Raw genomic sequence first — 17,924 nt, 5'->3', positions numbered from 1 at the left:
TTGCAACTGAAACGTACCGGGGACCTATCTAAGGTGTATCCATCAAGATCTGTCACTCTGGAGCAATGGATATGCGCACCCAAATCATCGACAAAACCGTCGTCGTCTCTTCCGTGGAAGGCAATGTTCAGATCCTGCTTGCCGATGGCAGCAGCCGTCCTCTCCAGCCTGGCGAGATATTACAACCGGGAGCCAAGCTCAATATTGCCGACGATGCGAAATTGATGTTGGCACCCTACGATGACAACCCCGGGCAGGCCGCAGCCGCCCCCGCCGAGACAGATATACCGGCCGAAGGGCAACCCTCATCATCGGCCGAGAACAGCAACCTCCCTCCAGAAATTGCGGCCTTGCAACAATCTATTCTGCAAGGGGTTGACCCGACCAAGAGCTTCGAGGCTTCAGCTGCGGGTGGCGCTCCTGCCGCCGGTGGTGGCGGCGGTGGCATTGGCGGGGTCGCCGGGGCCAGCGGTAACGGTGGTTTCGTGACGATCGAGCGGATCGGTGATGCGACCATAGCTGCCGCCGGGTTTGATACCAGCCATGATGCCCTGACGGTGCAGGATCTGCTGCAGGAAGATGATCTCCTGCCTGAGAATCAGCTCGATGATCAAGATGAGCCAGCCGTCACTCAGGAAAATCAGGCCATCAGTGGCGATCTACTGCTCAACAGCACCAATCCTGATGGTCCTTTCGCGGCCTCTATCGTCTCATATGACTGGGGGGCTAACCTTGGCATCCCGGCCGGTGTGGCTGTTACCTTGGTCGGTATAGGCACATTAATCATCAATGCCGATGGTACTTTTACTTTCACTCCGACCTTCAACTATACGGGTCCTGTTCCGCCGGTGAATTACACAGTGACCGATGGCGAAGACACGGACACATCAACGCTGGCCATCACTATCACCCCGTTGGATGAGCCTGTTTCTCTGGGGGGATTGCAAGTCGAGGGGGGTGAGCTTGTCCTGAATGAAGCCTCTTTGGTTGATGGCAGTGCCCCCAACGCAGCGGCCCTGACCCAGGGTGGTACCTTTACCTTCAATGCGGCGGACGGTGTCCAGAGCCTGACGCTGGGTGGCGTCACGCTTATCAGCAACGGTCAGGTCATCGGTGGTTTCCCGCAGGCGATCCTTGGCCCTCTGGGCAATCAGCTGCTGGTCACTGGCATCAGCTATAACCCCGTGACCGGAACTGGCAGCGTCACCTACAGCTATACCCTGAGCGATAACGAGGCTCACACTCAGCCTGCCAATGACACTGCGCTGACCGAAAGTTTCAACGTTGTGCTGACGGACAGCGATGGTGACAGCACCAGTGCCAGCCTGGATGCCGTGATCCTGGACGATGTTCCGAGGGTGGCCCTGGTTCCTGGTTCCGGCGAACTGGGTGTACTCAGTGTGGATGAGAGTGTGCCACAGCTGGGTGGCGTGGGGGGCGATGGCATTGCCAGCGCCACCCTGACGGCGGCGCTGGTGCAAGCTCAGTTCAGTCATGCCTTTGGGGCGGATGGAGCGGGTAGCATCGGTTACAGCTTGGCACTGAGCGGCAATAACGTGGCAAGCGGCCTCTATGCGGTCGATCCGCAGGCAGCCAATGGCCAGGGTGCCCAGATAGTGCTCAACCAGGTCGGCAACGTCATCACCGGCAGTGCCAACGGGGTGAACTACTTCACCTTGACCATCAATCCGGCCACCGGTGCCGTTACCCTGAATCTGCTGGACAATGTCTGGCATGGCAACACCGGCAACTCGGATGACAGCATCAGCCTGACGCTGAACAGTGGTGTGCTGACCTTGGTACAGACCGTGACCGACACCGATGGCGACAGTGCCAAGGCCAGTCTCGATCTGGGTGTCAACGGGACCTTCCGCTTCGAAGACGACGGTCCGACCCTGACGGTGGAGGCCAATGGCGAAGCCGTGGCAGCGCTGGCGGTGACGCTGGATGAAACTACCGGTGCGGCCGACCACTATGCCAATGGCGAAGGGGCCGATGGCTATGTTAACGACGATGCGCCGGGGGCCCTAGCCCGGGTCACCACCCAGGTGGTGGGCGGGCTGGTCAGCTTGTTCAACGTGGGGGGCAGCTATGGCTCGGACGGTGCCGGTACGCTGAGTGGCACGATGAGCTTCACTGGCGTACCAGCGGGCGGCTTGTCAACCAACCTGAGTGCCACCGACGGCGGCGCGATCACTCTGATGGGCGCTGGTAACGGCACCCTCAACGGTGTGGACGGCGATGGCAACATTGTCTTCAGCATCCAGATCGTCGATGTAGGCGGTGGCGTGCTGCAACTGCAAACCACCCAATTCGAAGCGCTGGCACATGGCAGCGACGGACTGTTTGACGAAGCGCTGAGCCTGCTGCTGAATCAGGGCAGCCTGGCGCTGCAGTATGAGGTGATCCGTACCGACGCCGATGGCGATCCGGTGAGGGTCTCGGACAGCATCGTGCTGGCCGATGGCGAGCGCTCGGTGTTCAGCTTCGACGACGATGGCCCGACCTTGACGGTGGAGGCCAATGGCGAAGCCGCGGCAGCGCTGGCGGTGACGCTGGATGAAACTACCGGTGCGGCCGACCACTATGCCAATGGCGAAGGGGCCGATGGCTATGTTAACGACGATGCGCCGGGGGCCCTGGCCCGGGTCACCACCCAGGTGGTGGGCGGGCTGGTCAGCTTGTTCAACGTGGGGGGCAGCTATGGCTCGGACGGTGCCGGCACGCTGAGCGGCACGATGAGCTTCACTGGCGTCCCGCTGGGTGGCCTGTCAACCAATCTGAGTGCCACCGACGGCGGAGCCATCACCCTGGTGGCCGTTGGCAGCGGCACCCTCAACGGTGTGGACGGTGATGGCAACATTGTCTTCAGCATCCAGATCGTCGATGTAGGCGGTGGCGTGCTGCAACTGCAAACCACCCAATTCGAAGCGCTGGCACATGGCAGCGACGGACTGTTTGACGAAGCGCTGAGCCTGCTGCTGAATCAGGGCAGCCTGGCGCTGCAGTATGAGGTGATCCGTACCGACGCCGATGGCGATCCGGTGAGGGTCTTGGACAGCATCGTGCTGGCCGATGGCGAGCGCTCGGTGTTCAGCTTCGACGACGATGGCCCGACCTTGACGGTGGAGGCCAATGGCGAAGCCGTGGCAGCGCTGGCGGTGACGCTGGATGAAACTACCGGTGCGGCCGACCACTATGCCAATGGCGAAGGGGCCGATGGCTATGTTAACGACGATGCGCCGGGGGCCCTGGCCCGGGTCACCACCCAGGTGGTGGGCGGGCTGGTCAGCTTGTTCAACGTGGGGGGCAGCTATGGCTCGGACGGTGCCGGCACGCTGAGCGGCACGATGAGCTTCACTGGCGTCCCGCTGGGTGGCCTGTCAACCAATCTGAGTGCCACCGACGGCGGAGCCATCACCCTGGTGGCCGTTGGCAGCGGCACCCTCAACGGTGTGGACGGCGATGGCAACATTGTCTTCAGCATCCAGATCGTCGATGTAGGCGGTGGCGTGCTGCAACTGCAAACCACCCAATTCGAAGCGCTGGCACATGGCAGCGACGGACTGTTTGACGAAGCGCTGAGCCTGCTGCTGAATCAGGGCAGCCTGGCGCTGCAGTATGAGGTGATCCGTACCGACGCCGATGGCGATCCGGTGAGGGTCTCGGACAGCATCGTGCTGGCCGATGGCGAGCGCTCGGTGTTCAGCTTCGACGACGATGGCCCGACCTTGACGGTGGAGGCCAATGGCGAAGCCGCGGCAGCGCTGGCGGTGACGCTGGATGAAACTACCGGTGCGGCCGACCACTATGCCAATGGCGAAGGGGCCGATGGCTATGTTAACGACGATGCGCCGGGGGCCCTGGCCCGGGTCACCACCCAGGTGGTGGGCGGGCTGGTCAGCTTGTTCAACGTGGGGGGCAGCTATGGCTCGGACGGTGCCGGCACGCTGAGCGGCACGATGAGCTTCACTGGCGTCCCGCTGGGTGGCCTGTCAACCAATCTGAGTGCCACCGACGGCGGAGCCATCACCCTGGTGGCCGTTGGCAGCGGCACCCTCAACGGTGTGGACGGTGATGGCAACATTGTCTTCAGCATCCAGATCGTCGATGTAGGCGGTGGCGTGCTGCAACTGCAAACCACCCAATTCGAAGCGCTGGCACATGGCAGCGACGGACTGTTTGACGAAGCGCTGAGCCTGCTGCTGAATCAGGGCAGCCTGGCGCTGCAGTATGAGGTGATCCGTACCGACGCCGATGGCGATCCGGTGAGGGTCTTGGACAGCATCGTGCTGGCCGATGGCGAGCGCTCGGTGTTCAGCTTCGACGACGATGGCCCGACCTTGACGGTGGAGGCCAATGGCGAAGCCGTGGCAGCGCTGGCGGTGACGCTGGATGAAACTACCGGTGCGGCCGACCACTATGCCAATGGCGAAGGGGCCGACGGCTATGTTAACGACGATGCCCCGGGAGCCCTGGCCCGGGTTACCACCCAGGTGGTGGGCGGGCTGGTCAGCCTGTTCAGCGTGGGGGGTAGCTATGGCTCGGACGGTGCCAGCACGCTGAGCGGCACGATGAGCTTCACTGGCGTCCCGCTGGGTGGCCTGTCAACCAATCTGAGTGCCACCGACGGCGGAGCCATCACCCTGGTGGCCGTTGGCAGCGGTACCCTCAACGGTGTGGACGGCGATGGCAACATTGTCTTCAGCATCCAGATCGTCGATGTAGGCGGTGGCGTACTGCAACTGCAAACCACCCAATTCGAAGCGCTGGCACATGGCAGCGACGGACTGTTTGACGAAGCGCTGAGCCTGCTGCTGGGTCAGGGCAGCCTGGCGCTGCAGTATGAGGTGATCCGTACCGACGCCGATGGCGATCCGGTGAGGGTCTCGGACAGCATAGTGCTGGCCGATGGCGAGCGCTCGGTGTTCAGCTTTGACGACGACGGCCCGACAGTGGGGCTAGCTGTTGAGGCGCCGGGTCTGGGGACCGTGATGGTGGATGAGAGCCTGCCCGCACTGGGCGGTGTGGGTGGCGATGGTATTGCGAGTGCCACTCTGGCGGCCGCTACGGTGCAAGCCCAGTTCAGTCATTCCTTCGGGTCGGATGGGGCAGGTAGTATCAGTTACAGCCTGGCACTGAGCGGTAGCAACGTGGCGAGCGGCCTCTACGCGGTCGATCCGCAGGCGACCAATGGTCAGGGCGCTCAAATTCTGCTCAATCAAGCGTTCAACATTATCACCGGCAGTGCCAACGGAGTGGATTACTTCACTTTTACCATCGATCCGATCAGTGGTGCCGTGACTCTGAACCTGCTGGACAATGTCTGGCACGGCAATACCAGCAGCGCGGATGACAGTGTCAGCCTGACGCTGAGCAATGGTGTGCTGACCCTGGTGCAGACCGTGACCGATGCCGATGGTGACAGTGCCGAGGCCAGCCTCGATCTAGGGGCCAACGGAACGTTCCGCTTCGAAGACGATGGTCCGATCGCTACCGATGAGGCAGCGCAAAGCGTGGCGGAAGGTACCACCAAACTGGGGGCCTTCGACTTTGTGCCTGGTGCCGATGGTGCCGGAGTTAGTCATATCAATGGTATTGCACTGACCTTTGGCGGCGATGGTTACTCTCAGGTTGTGGATGTTGGCAATGGTGTGCTCAAGGTGAAAGCGGACGGCAGTTACAGCTACACGGCCGATGCGTCGGTGGATACCACCAACCCAGTGACCGACAACCTGACCTTTACCGTGACCGATGGTGATGGTGATGCTGTTACCAAGGCTGCCAGCTTCAACATCACCGATGCCAATGTGCCAACCGGTGGTTCAACCACTGCCGCGGTGGATGACGACGGTCTGACTGGTGGCAATCCGGCGAGCACCACGGGCGATTTGGTGGTGGCACCGGATCCAGACACTAACGAAGCCACGTTCAGTGGCACCCTGACCTTCGGATTTGGACCTGACGGCGCGGGTAGCGTCAACTTCGCTGCGATGCACGGCACCAGTGGAACGGTTGGCCAGGAAACGGTGAACTACAGCTGGAATGGCGCCAACAATACGCTGACGGCCACGGGTCCACGGGGGCCGCTGTTCAGCGTGGTAGTGAACCCGAGCACGGGAGCCTATACCGTGACGCTGCTGGATAACGTGCAGCACGCCACCTTGGATGGTCAGCCGGGAGACAATACCGAAAACGATGCCGTGACGGCATTGACCTACACAGTCAAGGACGCGGACAACAGCACCACCACGGGTACGCTGACCATCACCTTTGATGACGACATGCCGAGCGCTACCGATGAGGCAGCGCAAAGCGTGGCGGAAGGTACCACCAAACTGGGGGCCTTCGACTTTGTGCCTGGTGCCGATGGTGCCGGAGTCAGTCATATCAATGGCATTGCACTGACCTTTGGCGGTGATGGTTACTCTCAGGTTGTGGATGTTGGCAATGGTGTGCTCAAGGTGAAAGCGGACGGCAGTTACAGCTACACGGCCGATGCGTCGGTGGATACCACCAACCCAGTGACCGACAACCTGACCTTTACCGTGACCGATGGTGATGGTGATGCTGTTACCAAGGCTGCCAGCTTCAACATCACCGATGCCAATGTGCCAACCGGTGGTTCAACCACTGCCGCGGTGGATGACGACGGTCTGACTGGTGGCAATCCGGCGAGCACCACGGGCGATTTGGTGGTGGCACCGGATCCAGACACTAACGAAGCCACGTTCAGTGGCACCCTGACCTTCGGATTTGGACCTGACGGCGCGGGTAGCGTCAACTTCGCTGCGATGCACGGCACCAGTGGAACGGTTGGCCAGGAAACGGTGAACTACAGCTGGAATGGCGCCAACAATACGCTGACGGCCACGGGTCCACGGGGGCCGCTGTTCAGCGTGGTAGTGAACCCGAGCACGGGAGCCTATACCGTGACGCTGCTGGATAACGTGCAGCACGCCACCTTGGATGGTCAGCCGGGAGACAATACCGAAAACGATGCCGTGACGGCATTGACCTACACAGTCAAGGACGCGGACAACAGCACCACCACGGGTACGCTGACCATCACCTTTGATGACGACATGCCGAGCGTCGGCAGTAATCTCACGGTGCAACTTGACGACGACGCCTTGGCCAACGGCATTCCGGATGGTCCGAATGACGATGACAATGCGGTAAACACGAACGGCATCCTCGCTCATAACTTCGGGGCGGATGGTGCGGGAATTGTGCAATGGCTGACTACGGGGGCGCCGGCTGGCTTTACCTATGAAACAAATGCCGCAGGATCTCTGTTGGTCAAACAGGGCGCGACCACAGTGCTGACCGTAACCCTGAATTCGACCACAGGGGCATATAGCGTGACGCAGAACGCGCCTATCCAGCATGCGAATGCGGATCAGGAGAACAACCAAGCGTTTACCTTGAACTATCAAGTGACCGATGGCGATAACGATACCGCGAACGGCACGCTGGCTATCAATGTCGATGATGATACGCCGCTGGCGAAGAACGACACGGCCACAGTTGCTGAGTCCAGTGACAAGGACTTCAACGTCGCCTTTGTGCTGGACTCCAGCGGCAGTATCAGCAATAGCGAGTTCACAACCATGATGAACGCCGTGAAGGCGGCGGGACAGGCGCTGTTCAACGGTACCGATGGCGATGTGAAAATCACCATAGTGGCGTTCTCTTCGGACCCACTGGCATATGCCTCTGTGACATCGATCGCTGCGTTCAATGCGCTAGTAGATAGCATCATTGCCAATCGCCCGTTTGACGACGGCACCGATTTTACTGCCGGGATCCAGCAAACCATGGTGTCTTACTCCCCGATTGAGGGCTGGAGCAACCAGGTCTTCTTCATCAGTGACGGAGACCCCAATGAGCAGTTAGGTACTGGTGGCAACTCGCTGAGTGACGCGACGGCAACGGCTTGGAACACCTTTGTCGATAGCAATGCCATCAACGTCACCACTATTGGTGTGGGGGACGGTATCAACACCGCCCGTCTGCAGGATGTTGATCTCGATGGTAGCGGAGCCCCTATTCTGGTAACCGACTTTAGTGGCCTGATCAATACACTGCTTGGTCAGATCTCGGGCAACTTCGTCAGCGGCAACGTTCTGCTCGGCAACAACAACGCAGTGGGTGGCGGCGATGACGATTCATTCGGTGCCGATGGTCCGGGGCGGATCATGTCCATCAAGATCAATGGCACGACCTACGCCTGGGACGGAGTTATGGATGGCGATCAGCAGCTGACCAACATCACGACGGCTCTGGGTGGCAAGCTGACCTTTAATTTCGCCACAGGCGCATGGGGCTACACCTCGCCGCAGAGCGTTGCAGCGGACACCAGCGAAAGCTTCGACTATGTGATCGTCGACAAGGATGGCGATCAAGCGAGCGCTACTCTGACGATCAACATCGAGGATGCTGCACCGGTGATCGGTAAGGTGGACGAGGACGAACTGCCTGGCGGCATCACCGATGGCGATGCCCAGACGACAATCATCTCCGGAAGCTTGGTTGAGCTATTGGTCGGTACGAGCAGCGGCCAGTTCAGTCTGGATACCACTCCCAATGTCATGCCATCCCTGACCTCGGATGGGGTGGCGGTCACCTACGGTTTCTCTGGGAGTACTCTGACGGCGATGGCAGGTGCGACAACTGTCTTCACCTTGGTGGTGCAGAGCAATGGTTCCTACACCTTCACCCTGCTTGGGCCGCTGGATCACCCGAATGCCAATGGTGATGACAACGAGATCCTGACGCTGAATCTGACCGGGGCCATTCGAGCTTCCGATGGGGTCAACCCGCTGCCGCTGGCTGGTGATCTGCTAATTCAGGTAGAAGATGATGTACCGACTATCCAGGCCAGCACCAACTTGGTGTACTCCAACAGCAGCAACCCGGGTGGTGGCACTGGTGTGTTCGATTACAGCACCGGTGCGGATAATCGCGGCACAGGGCCGTTCTCGTCGTCCGACTCGGATTTCAATGCCATCGGCCTGACGGGGACCGTTGGTGGCTCGGCCATTACGTCGCAATTGGTCACCTGGGTGTCGGAGAACGCTAGTACGGCCACCTTTGATATTGAGTTCAATTACGCGCCGAATCCGGCCAGTCCAGGAATCACGCAGGAGGCAACCGGTACACTGATCTTCGACAAGATCAACGGTACCTACACGGTATCGTTGGATGAACCGATCGAGGGTTTCAGTGTCCTCAAAACCAGCGCCTCCTTGAGTATCACGGGCTACGCGTCGGGTGGCAGTGTGCCGGATAACTCGCAGCCAGATGTGTCTGTGGCCAAGTTGGACAATGATTTTTATGTCCAGTTCAGGAGTGCCGCAGAGCCGGGTGGGGGTACCGGGACCAACAATCTGCAGACCGGTGGTGTTAACACCAACATATTTGCCAATGGCGAGTTGTTCACCCAGGCGGCTTCCTGGGTCAGCGTCTCGAACTCGGCGAACGGTGTGGCTGGCGATACCATCGGCAAGGGTGAGGTGCTGGACCTGACATTCCATACCACCAACCCGACCGGTACCGTTGTAGCCAACCCCGATGGCCGGGCGGAGGGGATCTTCCTGAAGTTCGACGGTATCAATAATGAAGACCTAGTGGTGGTGCTGAAACTGATCGGCACGGGTGGCATAACAACCACTCGGGCTCTGGTGATCAGCAACAGTGATATCGCCAGGTCTGGCAGTAGCGCAGCGACTCTGGCAGCCTTGCTGGCTTATGGCATTACCCTGGACAACAACGATGGGGCCATTGTCATCGAACACAATGACTACAACGGTGTAGGTGAAGACTGGCAGATCTACGGCGCGCAGATCCTGACCAGCGTGGAGGACATCACCACTACTACGGCGCTGAACTTCAATGCGGCCTTCGGTGATACGGGTGGTTCGAATTCGACCACGAACTTCACTGGCCAGACCGACAGCGACGTGGTGAAAGTCTCCGACATCGGCCTGATCACTTCGGAAAACACCACACTGGATGCCGAGCTGGACTTCCAGGTCGGGGTTAAGGATGCAGATAATGATGCTGCTTCCAATACCAATCTGCATGTGACCATCGAAGCTGGTACCACCTTCACCGGGTCGGCCTTGGCGGATGTGATTCAGGGCGGTGAAGGGAACGACACTCTCTCTGGTTTGGCCGGTGACGATACGCTGATTGGCGGACTGGGTAATGACCTGCTGATCGGTGGCACGGGTAGTGACACCCTGACGGGCGGTGCAGGCAAGGATACCTTCAAGTGGCAGGCGGGCGATGCCGGTGGGACAGATACCATCAAGGACTTCACCCCTGGTAATGGTGGGGATGTACTGGACCTGAGTGAGATGCTGAGTGGGGAGCATGCCAATGCAGCCACACTGGATCAATATCTTACCTTTGCATCAGGTCCGGGTACCAACAAATCGACCCTGACGATCGATTTGGATGGTTCTGCGGGAGCCGGTACCACTACTCATACCATCTCCTTCGATAATGTGGATTTGACTGCGGGTAAATCAAATCTACAGATCATCGAGGACTTGCTGAATCAGGGCAATCTGAAGGTTGATCCTTAATCAAGCAAGGGGACCGGGCATGCCCGGTCCCTATTATTTGAGGATGAGGGAAGTTAAGATAACGGCAGTATCAGGAGAGGGTCACCATGCAGTCATTTAACTGGGTCGACATCGATGGCATTCGCTACAGCTGGGACGGGCAGGATAGCATCCTCTGCACCGGCCGCTTTGGCTATCAGGCCACGATGACGGGTGACAAGATCAGCGCCCTGGATCTGGAGAGCGAGGATGGAGAGGTAGCGGGGTCGCTCAATGTGGACTTCGCCGCATCCAGCATCAGCTTCACGCCAGCAGAGGATGCACTCTTGCCCCACATGGTGGTGCTGGTTGGCCACGAGCTGGGACAACAGGAGTATTCACTGCAGAGCCTGAGTGACAGCTCCTTGCAGGATCTGCTCAGTCATGGGGACGATTTTGACTGGAGTTCGCTGGCGGTTATCACTGCGCCGGAGCCGGTATTGCCCTCCCAGGGACATGTTTTGTCGTGGGACTCCTTCCATTTCGAAGAAGAGAGCCTGCTCGGTGCGCGCGAGTCTGCCCCCCTGATGGCGAGTCATGGCAGTCTGCTTGGCAGCGAGATCAGCATCAACATCGATATGACCAACCAGGTGCTGGACCATATCCCCCCCCTGCACGACATATGAATCTCATTCGACGACGGGCATAATGACCTCACTCTAATCGATTGAGGTTTTTTTCTATGTGGCGTTCCCTTCTTACCCTGTCTGCCTTGGTTGTCAGTGCCCCCTTGTTGGCCATCGAGGTGCCCCAGGCACCGCATCTGGTGGTCAGTGGCTACGCCGAGCAGAAGGCCGAGCCCGACATGTTGACCCTCAACGTCTCCGTGACCGCGCTGGAGAAGCAGGGCATCAAGGCCAAGCAGCAGGTCGACACCAAGGTGGCCGCCTTCTTTGGCAAGCTGGAAGGGCTGGGCATCAAGCGTACCGATGTGGAGGCCGGCAATCTGGTGGTCTCCCCCGAGTATCAGTATCCGCAAAACAAGAAACCCGAGATGGTGGGTTACCGTGCCCAGCGCCAGCTGGCGGTCAAACTCTATCAGCTCGACAAACTGAGCCAGCTCATGGATACCGCGCTCGAGGCGGGCCTGGAGTCCGTCTCCCAGATTGAATACGGCCTCAAATCGCCCCAGACCATCAAGGAGCAGGCCCGTCTTGGCGCGGTGGCTGACGCCACGAGCAAGGCGGAATCCCTGGCCAAGGCCTTCGGCATGAAGCTCGGCAAGGTCTACAGCGTCGAGTATCGCAACAGCGCCCCCATGCCGGTCTATAGCCGGGCCCTCAAGGCCGCCGCCGCACCTGCCGCAGACATGATGGAGAACAGCTATCAACAGCAGCAGATCAGCATCACGGACAACGTGGAAGCCGTCTTCCTGCTGGAGTGATGCCGCGGCCCGTTGACCGCTAGTGTGAAAAAAGCCCGAGGCAATCGCCTCGGGCTTTTTGCTGTCAGGCGGGCGGCGCGGCACATTACTGGGCTGTAAGCTAGCGACGGATCGAGGGGGCATAGGGCGCTGGCAGATGATCCGTCAGGCATGCGTCGGGATAGGGGAGGGGGCCTGTCGGGCTTCTGCAGTCGTTATGACTGCAGGGCCCGGATATGAAAATGCCGGTCAGCGACCGGCATTTGAATCAAATCAGGGAGGGGCAGGTCAGCCGATTTCGGCGGCAACCCGTCCTTGACGTTTGGGCTTGAACTGATAGCCGATCGCCAGCACCACCAGCCAGACCGGGATCAGCATCACCGAGATCTCCATGCCCGGGGTCAGGTACATGATGACCAGGATGGCGGCCATGAAGGCCAGGCAGAGATAATTGCCGAACGGGTACCAGAATGCCTTGAACTTGGGCTCTACCCCTTCGGTCTGCTTGGCCTTGCGGAACTTGAGGTGGGCGAGGCTGATCATGGCCCAGTTGATGACCAGGGCGGAGACCACCAGCGCCATCAGCAGACCAAAGGCCTTGCCCGGCATCAGGTAGTTGATCAGCACGCACAGCAGGGTAGCGGCGGCAGACACCGAGAGGGCGACCAGTGGCACACCGCTCTTGTTGGTCTTGAGCAGGCTGCGCGGGCCGTTACCCTGCTTGGCCAGGCCAAATAGCATGCGACTGTTGCAGTAGACACAGCTGTTGTAGACGGAGAGCGCGGCGGTCAGCACCACTATGTTGAGCACCGTGGCCACCAGGTTGCTGTCCAGCGCGTGGAAGATCATCACGAACGGACTGCCGCCTTCGACGACCTTGACCCAGGGGTAGAGGGACATCAGCACGGCCAGGGCGCCGATATAGAAGATCAGGATGCGGTAGATCACCTGGTTGGTGGCCTTGGGAATGCTCTTCTCGGGATCATCGGCTTCTGCCGCCGTGATACCGACCAGCTCCAGCCCGCCAAAGGAGAACATGATCACCGCCATCGCCATCACCAGTCCGCTGATGCCGTTGGGGAAGAAGCCGCCCTGAGCCCACAGGTTGGTCACGCTGGCTTCCGGACCGGCGCCGCCGGAGAACAGCAGATAGCCGCCAAAGCCAATCATGCCGACGATGGCCACCACTTTGATGATGGCGAACCAGAACTCCATCTCGCCAAACGCCTTGACGTTGGAGAGGTTGATGGCGTTGATCAGCACGAAGAAGAAGGCGGCCGACATCCAGGTCGGGATCTCGGGCCACCAGTACTGGACATAGATGCCAACCGCGGTGAGTTCAGCCATGCTGACCAGCACGTAGAGCACCCAGTAGTTCCAGCCGGAGGCGAAGCCGGCGAAGTCACCCCAGTACTTGTAGGCGAAGTGGCTGAAGGAGCCGGCGACCGGCTCTTCCACCACCATCTCGCCGAGCTGGCGCATGATGAGGAAGGCGATGAAGCCGCCGATGGCATAGCCGAGCAGCACCGAGGGGCCCGCCATCTTGATGGTCTGGGCAATGCCGAGAAACAGGCCGGTACCTATGGCACCGCCCAATGCGATGAGCTGGATATGGCGGTTTTTCAGGCCGCGTTTCAACTCTTCGCCGTTTTGTTGAAGATCCATTCTTCCTTCCTTACGTCGCTGAAGTCACTCGTCTGTCGTCTCGTCTGCCGCCCCACATCCTGTGAGCCGGTCGGCACTCCGTGCTGAAAACGTGACGAAATCCGTATTAATTTCGTTACGGTGTGCCACTTGTTGTTTTTTGTGGCAGCTACCAACCCGAGCAGAATAGTGATAATCGACCGCCAATGCACCTGATTTCCTCATGTTCGGGTGGTTTTTTCGGCTCTAATCAGGTTTTTCATGATCTGGGAAGGGGGTTGTGAAGCGATTGCTGGTTTTGTGTTCGATTGGTTTTGTGGTTATTGACTCGGAGATTTGGTTGTGGGTTTATGGCTATTTCTCCAATAAGGACTCATATGATCGAGTGTATTGTGGGTGCTCTGCTGACCGTCACCCTCTGGCTGGCGCTCTGGCTCTCCCCCATGTTGCTGACCATGGCGGCGGCCTGCGGGCTGGTCTGGGGATGGCAGGGAGGCGACTATCTGGTGGCGCATGTCACCATGGTACTGGCGGTGGCCGCCGGTGTGGGCTTGCTACCCGCCTGCTGGTTGAGCGAGCGGATACGAAGACGCCATGGCCTGCTGAACTTTCATGCCATGCTGATGAACAACAGAGAGCTCAACAACCCGCCCATGCCTCCCCGTTCATGATGTGAAACGGAGCCACAGGTTCACTGTTGGCTCCGTTTTTACTGCCCCTCATCCGTATTGCCAGCTTGCCAGCGGCCTATTCCTCGATGGGGCCGCCGCGTCTGCTCGCTCTATCAGCAGAGCTGGCGACGCAGCCCGGTAGCCTCCAGAATTTTTGCGCTGATCTCCTCCACCGAATGAGAGCTGGTATCGAGGAAGCGGATCGCCTCCTGGCGAAACAGCCGCTCCACGCTTGCCAGCTCCTGCTCGCACTGCACCAGCGAGGAGTAGCGACTGTTGGCGCGGCGCTGGTTGCGGATCTCGTGCAGCCGCTGGGGCGCTATGGTGAGGCCGAACAGCTTGTGGCGATTGGCCTTGAGGGGCGTTGGCAGCTCGAGCGTGCCCATGTCCTGTTCGATGAAGGGGTAGTTGGCGGCGCGGATGCCAAACTGCAGCGCCAGATAGAGGCTGGTCGGCGTCTTGCCGCAGCGGGAGACGCCGATCAGGATGATGTCCGCCTCGTCGTACTCTCTGGTGGTGATGCCGTCGTCGTTGGTGAGCGCGAAGTTGACCGCCTCGATGCGATCGTCATAGAGCTTGCGGTTCTCCATGCCGTGGGTGCGATGCAGCCTGGGCTCGGCCTTGATCCCCAGCTCCTGCTCCAGCGGGCTGACGAAGGTGTTGAGAAAATCGTGGCTGCTGGCCTGGGCCTTGAGCACCTCTTCCCGTACCAGGGCGTCGACTATGGTGTGGAACAGGATGGGGCGGATCCCGGTCTGGCGAAACTGTTCATCGATCCTGGCCCGTACCTGACGCGCCTTCTCCAGGGTTTCCACGAAGGGAATGGTGACTTGTTCGAACACCAGCGGGAACTGGCTCAACACGGCATGGCCGAACACCTCGGCGGTGATGGCGGTGCCATCGGATACATAGAATACGGTGTGCACGATGCGCTCCTGTGATGCGGGCTGGCGGGGTTGCGAGCAGGAAGTATCTCTCGAAACCATATCACTTTTGTCAACAGGTCTGCTGTTTCCAAGTTGTGAACTCGCTTGCAAACCTGAGTCGTTACCTTTTTGTATCGGCATTGTAGAATGTCTGTGTCAGACGGCCATCCCCAAATCTTGCACGGGGATTTTTTTGACAATAAGTAGAAAACGTTTTCATGGTCGTTGGCAACAGCACACCAACAAAAACACATAATTTGGCACAGCAGGTGCGTAGGCACCCTGGCCCACCAATCTGGAGACATGCAAATGCAACAGTACGTACTCTGGTACGAACAGCTCGGAATGCAGGATGTAGAACGAGTCGGCGGCAAGAATGCATCCCTTGGCGAGATGATCAGCAACCTCTCCGGTGCCGGTGTATCCGTCCCTGGCGGGTTTGCGACCACTGCCTTTGCGTTTAACGAGTTTCTGGAGTTAAGCGGTCTCAACGGCAAGATCCACGACCTGCTCGACAGCCTGGACGTGGACGACATCGCCGCCCTCAACCGGGCCGGCCAGCAGATCCGTGACTGGGTGGTGGACGCACCGTTCCAGCCCGCGCTGGAGCAGGCCGTGCGTGCCGCCTATGACAAGCTGAGTGCCGGGCTTGAGGCGTCGTTTGCGGTGCGCTCCTCCGCCACCGCCGAGGACATGCCGGATGCCTCCTTCGCCGGTCAGCAGGAGACCTTCCTCAACGTACGCGGCATCGACTCCGTCATGACCGCCATCAAGCATGTGTTTGCCTCGCTGTTCAACGATCGCGCCATCTCCTACCGGGTGCATCAGGGCTATGACCACAAGGGCGTGGCGCTCTCGGCCGGGGTGCAGCGCATGGTGCGCTCGGACTTGGCCTCCTCCGGCGTCATGTTCACCCTGGATACCGAATCCGGCTTCAACGACGTGGTCTTCATCACTGGTAGCCAGGGCCTCGGCGAGATGGTGGTGCAGGGGGCCGTCAACCCGGACGAGTTCTATGTGCACAAGCCAACCCTCAAGGCCGGCCGCCCCGCCGTGGTGCGCAAGACGCTGGGCTCCAAGCTCATCAAGATGACCTACTCCGAGGACGCCGGTCACGGTCGTCAGGTGAAGATCGTCGACACCCAGGATGCCGAGCGCAACCGCTTCTGCATCAGCGACGACGAGGTGATGGCGCTGGCGAAACAGGCGCTCATCATCGAACAACATTACGGCCGCCCGATGGACATCGAGTGGGCCAAGGATGGTCAGGACGGCCAGCTCTACATAGTCCAGGCCCGTCCCGAGACGGTGCGCAGCCGTCAGGAGGCAAACACCCTGGAGCGTTTCGCGCTCAAGCAGTCCGGCGGCAAGGTGCTGATCGAGGGGCGTGCCATCGGCCACAAGATTGGCTCTGGCCCGGCGCGGGTCATCTCCTCCATCAGCCAGATGGACGAGGTACAGCCCGGCGACGTGCTGGTTACCGACATGACGGATCCGGATTGGGAGCCCATCATGAAGCGGGCCTCGGCCATCGTCACCAACCGCGGCGGCCGCACCTGCCACGCCGCCATCATAGCCCGTGAGCTGGGCATCCCGGCCGTGGTGGGTTGTGGTGACGCCACCGCTCGCATCGAGGCGGGTCAGCTCATCACCGTCTCCTGCGCGGAAGGGGACACCGGCTTCATCTACGACGGCGAACTCGATTTCGAGGTGGCGGTGACCGAGGTGGGCAACATGCCGCGCCTGCCCATCAAGATCATGATGAACGTCGGCAACCCGGATCGGGCCTTCGACTTCGCCCAGCTGCCAAACGCCGGCGTGGGCCTGGCGCGCCTGGAGTTCATCATCAACCGCATGATAGGCGTGCATCCCAAGGCCCTGCTGGAGTTCGATCAGCAGAGCCCCGAGCTGCAGGCCACCATAGCCAAGATGATCGCCGGTTACGATAGCCCCCGTGAATACTACGTCGCCAAGCTGACCGAAGGCATCGCCACCCTGGCTGCAGCCTTCTGGCCGGAGCGGGTGATAGTGCGGATGTCGGACTTCAAGTCCAACGAATACGCCAACCTGGTGGGCGGTCGTGGCTACGAGCCCCACGAAGAGAACCCCATGATCGGCTTCCGCGGTGCCTCCCGTTATATCGCCGACAGCTTCCGTCCCTGCTTCGCGCTCGAGTGTGAGGCGATGAAGCGGGTGCGTGACGTCATGGGTCTGACCAACGTCGAGGTGATGATCCCCTTCGTGCGCACCGTGGGCGAGGCGGAGCAGGTGGTGGAGATCCTGGCCGAGAACGGCCTGCGCCGCGGCGAGCGGGGCCTCAAGGTCATCATGATGTGCGAACTGCCCTCCAACGCCCTGCTGGCGGATCAGTTCCTGCAACACTTCGATGGCTTCTCCATCGGCTCCAACGACATGACCCAGCTCACGCTCGGACTGGACCGGGATTCGGGCCTCATCGCCCACCTGTTCGATGAGCGCAACGAGGCGGTCAAGGCGCTGCTGGCGATGGCCATCAAGGCCGCGCGCAAGGCGGGCAAGTATGTCGGCATCTGCGGCCAGGGCCCGTCCGATCACCCGGACTTCGCCGCCTGGCTGGTCGAGCAGGGCATCGACTCTGTGTCGCTCAACCCGGATACCGTGGTCGACACCTGGCTCTATCTGGCCGAGCAGCACCAGGCCAGCTGAGCCGCGCTTGCGGATGCCATAC

The 17,924-nt window shown here is 60.0% G+C and carries 7 protein-coding genes; 5 read left to right on the top strand and 2 right to left on the bottom strand.

Going from position 1 to position 17,924, the window contains the following annotated elements; all coding sequences use genetic code 11:
• Positions 1-71 precede the first annotated feature (71 nt).
• The 3 genes from EL255_RS21580 to EL255_RS12630 all read left to right on the top strand — a co-directional run bounded on the left by EL255_RS21580 (position 72) and on the right by EL255_RS12630 (position 11,997).
• The gene (locus tag EL255_RS21580; protein WP_232018862.1) at positions 72-10,595 is read left to right on the top strand and encodes a retention module-containing protein; all 10,524 of its coding nucleotides are present in this window, start codon (positions 72-74) and stop codon (positions 10,593-10,595) included.
• 86 nt (positions 10,596-10,681) lie between these two features.
• A complete protein-coding gene (locus EL255_RS12635) occupies positions 10,682-11,239 on the top strand; it encodes a hypothetical protein (protein WP_042652510.1) in 558 nt (185 codons plus the stop codon).
• Between the two features lie 56 nt (positions 11,240-11,295).
• Positions 11,296-11,997, top strand: coding sequence for an SIMPL domain-containing protein (locus EL255_RS12630; RefSeq protein WP_042652509.1), 702 nt, complete (start codon positions 11,296-11,298; stop codon positions 11,995-11,997).
• Between the two features lie 267 nt (positions 11,998-12,264).
• On the opposite strand, the gene EL255_RS12625 is transcribed toward EL255_RS12630, so the two are convergent.
• Positions 12,265-13,641 carry an amino acid permease gene (locus EL255_RS12625; RefSeq protein ID WP_042652508.1) on the bottom strand — a complete coding sequence of 459 codons (1,377 nt, stop codon included), beginning with the start codon at positions 13,639-13,641 and terminating at the stop codon, positions 12,265-12,267.
• Positions 13,642-13,997: 356 nt separating this feature from the next.
• Here EL255_RS12625 and EL255_RS12620 point away from each other — a divergent pair, with 356 nt between their 5' ends.
• Positions 13,998-14,291, top strand: coding sequence for a hypothetical protein (locus EL255_RS12620; protein ID WP_232018861.1), 294 nt, complete (start codon positions 13,998-14,000; stop codon positions 14,289-14,291).
• A 113-nt stretch (positions 14,292-14,404) separates the two neighbouring features.
• Here EL255_RS12620 and ppsR read toward each other — a convergent pair whose 3' ends face one another.
• The gene (ppsR, locus tag EL255_RS12615; protein WP_033130900.1) at positions 14,405-15,217 is read right to left on the bottom strand and encodes a posphoenolpyruvate synthetase regulatory kinase/phosphorylase PpsR; all 813 of its coding nucleotides are present in this window, start codon (positions 15,215-15,217) and stop codon (positions 14,405-14,407) included.
• A 309-nt stretch (positions 15,218-15,526) separates the two neighbouring features.
• On the opposite strand from ppsR, the gene ppsA reads away from it, so the two are divergent.
• Positions 15,527-17,902 carry a phosphoenolpyruvate synthase gene (gene ppsA, locus EL255_RS12610; protein WP_042652507.1) on the top strand — a complete coding sequence of 792 codons (2,376 nt, stop codon included), beginning with the start codon at positions 15,527-15,529 and terminating at the stop codon, positions 17,900-17,902.
• The last annotated feature ends 22 nt before the right edge of the window (positions 17,903-17,924 follow it).

The sequence above is a fragment of the Aeromonas encheleia genome (assembly GCF_900637545.1).
GTDB lineage: Bacteria > Pseudomonadota > Gammaproteobacteria > Enterobacterales > Aeromonadaceae > Aeromonas > Aeromonas encheleia.
Note: the sequence above shows the minus strand (reverse complement) of the source record. Positions and strands in the feature narration are given on the sequence as shown.